This is a genomic window from Sphingomonas bacterium (genome assembly GCF_903643065.1).
Taxonomy (GTDB): domain Bacteria; phylum Pseudomonadota; class Alphaproteobacteria; order Sphingomonadales; family Sphingomonadaceae; genus Sphingomonas.
The window spans coordinates 1-2,789 of sequence record NZ_CAHJWX010000423.1 but is presented as its reverse complement, the minus strand read 5'-3'; the positions used below and the strand labels follow the sequence as shown (position 1 = coordinate 2,789).

General features: G+C 71.7%; 3 protein-coding genes. All 3 read left to right on the top strand.

The genetic code is table 11. The features are described 5' to 3' along the window. Positions 1–1,359: FAD-dependent oxidoreductase (locus HUU95_RS13270; protein WP_174280537.1), on the top strand; the 1,359-nt coding region annotated here is incomplete at its 5' end. Then, positions 1,356–1,964 (top strand): 16S rRNA (guanine(527)-N(7))-methyltransferase RsmG, encoded by a 609-nt coding sequence (locus HUU95_RS13265; protein ID WP_174280536.1) that lies wholly within the window; start codon positions 1,356–1,358, stop codon positions 1,962–1,964. The genes HUU95_RS13270 and HUU95_RS13265, both read left to right, overlap by 4 nt. Then, positions 1,961–2,743, top strand: a complete 783-nt coding sequence (locus HUU95_RS13260; protein WP_174280535.1) for a ParA family protein — start codon at positions 1,961–1,963, stop codon at positions 2,741–2,743. Before HUU95_RS13265 ends, HUU95_RS13260 begins: the two co-directional genes overlap by 4 nt. Positions 2,744–2,789 lie beyond the last annotated feature (46 nt).

Below are 2,789 nucleotides of genomic sequence, written 5' to 3'. Positions count from 1 at the left end.
TTCCTGGGCGGGCGGCTGTATCGCGGCGAGGAACGCGACGCGGGCGGGCGGGTCGACGAGCGGGCGGCGACCGCGCTGGGCGAGCAGCTGCGCGCGTTGGGACTGACGCTCGGCCGGCTCAAGACGGGGACGCCGCCGCGCCTTGACGGCCGCACCATCGACTGGGCGCGGCTGACCGAACAGCCGAGCGATGCCGAGCCCTGGACGATGTCGCCGCTGACGACAGGTCCTCGCCTGCCGCAGGTCGCCTGCGCGATCACGCGGACGACGGCGGCGACGCATGCGGTAATCGACCGCGCGTCGGGGCGCTCGCCGCTGCTCACCGGCGCGATCGAGGGGACGGGGCCGCGCTATTGCCCGTCGATCGAAGACAAGGTCCGCCGGTTCGCGGATCGCGATGGTCATCAGCTGTTCCTCGAACCCGAGGGGCTGGACGATCCGGTCGTCTATCCCAACGGGCTGTCGACCTCGCTCGCGGTGGCGGACCAGGTGGCGATGGTGGCGACGATCCCGGGGCTGGAGCGCGCGACGATCACCGCGCCGGGCTATGCGGTCGAATATGACCATCTCGATCCGCGTGCGCTCGACGGGCGGCTGGCGCATCGCGAGATCGCCGGACTGTTCTGCGCGGGTCAGATCAACGGCACGACCGGCTATGAGGAAGCGGCGGGGCAGGGGCTGGTCGCGGGGCTCAACGCCGCCGCGCACGCCCGCGATCTCGCGCCGCTGCTGCTCGATCGGGCGACCAGCTATTTGGGGGTGATGATCGACGATTTGATCCTGCAGGGGGTGAGCGAGCCTTATCGGATGCTCACCGCGCGGGCGGAGTTCCGGTTGCGGCTGCGCGCGGACAATGCGGAGACGCGGCTGGGCGCGACGGCACGCACGCTGGTATGCGTATCGTCGGCGCGGGCGCGGCACCAGCTGGCGCGCGACGCGGCGCGGGCACGGGCGGAGGCGATGCTCGATCAGCCGGTGACCGCCGGGACGCTCCGCGCGCGTGGTGCGACCGTGACGGGCGAGCAAAGGCCCGCGCGCGAGTGGTTGCGGCTGGTCGAATGGCCGCTGGTCGTGCCGGCGCTGGCCGAGTTGCCGGTCGCCGAGGAGATCGCGGAGGACTGCCGCTACGCGCCTTATCTGGATCGGCAGGATGCCGAGCTGAACCGGCTGCGACTGGATGAGCAGGTGATGATGCCGGGCGATCTGGATTACCGCCGCATCGCCGGGCTGTCGGCCGAGATGGTCGAGCGGCTGTCAGCGGCGCGGCCGGAGACACTGGGCGCCGCCGGCCGGGTGCGGGGCGTCACGCCGGCGGCGCTGTCCGCGCTGCTGCTTCACGTCCGTCGCGTCGCCGCGTGACGGAGGACGAGGCGCGGGACTGGATAGCGGCGCAGTTCGGCGGCGCAGGTGTCGATCGGCTCGACCGGTTCGCCACGCTCGTCGCGGCGGAGAACGAGCGGCAGAACCTGATCGCGCCGTCGACCGTCGCGACGATCTGGTCACGTCACATCGTCGACTCCGCGCAACTGATCGACGGGGCACCGGCCGATGGCGAGTGGCTGGATGTCGGCACCGGCGGCGGTTTCCCCGGTCTGGTCGTGGGCCTGCTCCGGCCGGCGCCGATGCTGCTCGTGGAGCCGAGGCGCCGGCGCGCGGCGTTCCTGGCCGACTGCATCGAGGCGCTCGAAGTACCGCACGTCGGTGTCCGCGCCTGCCGGGTCGAGCTGTTGCGCGAGCCGGTGGCGGTGATCTCCGCGCGCGCGGTCGCGTCGGTCGCGACCTTGTTCGCGGATGCCCGACATGTCGCCACGCGCGACACCCTCTGGCTCCTGCCGCGTGGACGCGATACGATGGCGCAGATCGCCGAGGCCGAGCAGCATTGGTGCGGAGTGTTCCACGTGAAACAAAGCGTCACCGCCGCCGACTCCGCCATCCTCGTCGCGACGCAGGTCCGCGCGCGATGATCGTGATCGGTATCGCCAACCAGAAGGGCGGGGTCGGCAAGACGACCAGCGCGATCAATCTCGCCACCGCGCTGGCCGCGACCGGCAGCCGCGTGCTGCTGATCGACCTCGACCCGCAGGGCAATGCCTCGACCGGACTGGGCGTCGGCCAGCATGCGCGCGAGCGATCGAGCTATGACGTGCTGATCGGCCAGGCGACGCTGGACGAGGCGGCGGTGGCGACGCGCGTGCCGGGGCTCGACCTCGTCCCGGCGGTGGTCGACCTGTCGGGCGCGGAGGTCGAGCTGGTCGAGTTTGCGCAGCGCACGCATCGGCTGGACGAGGCGCTGAACCGGGCGAAAACCCGGTGGGAGCTGGTGCTGATCGACTGCCCGCCCTCGCTGGGGCTGCTGACGATCAATGCGATGGTCGCGTCCGACCGGCTGCTCGTGCCGCTGCAATGCGAGTTCTTTGCGCTGGAGGGACTGTCGCAGCTGCTCAGCACGATCGAGCGTATCCGGGCGCGGTTCAATCCGGGTCTGGCGATCTTGGGCGTCGCGCTGACGATGTATGACCGGCGCAACCGACTGACCGATCAGGTCGCGGCCGATGTCCGCGCGGTGCTGGGCAAGGTGGTGTTCGAGACGGTGATCCCGCGCAACGTCCGCCTGTCGGAGGCGCCGAGCCACGGGCTGCCCGCGCTGATCTACGATCACCGGTGCAGCGGGTCGGAGGCCTATATCGCGCTCGCCCGCGAGCTGATCGGGCGGCTGCCGCAGGCGGCGAGGGCGGCGGCATGAGCGAGCGGCGACCGCGCGTCCCGGGGCTGGGGCGCGGGCGCCGGCT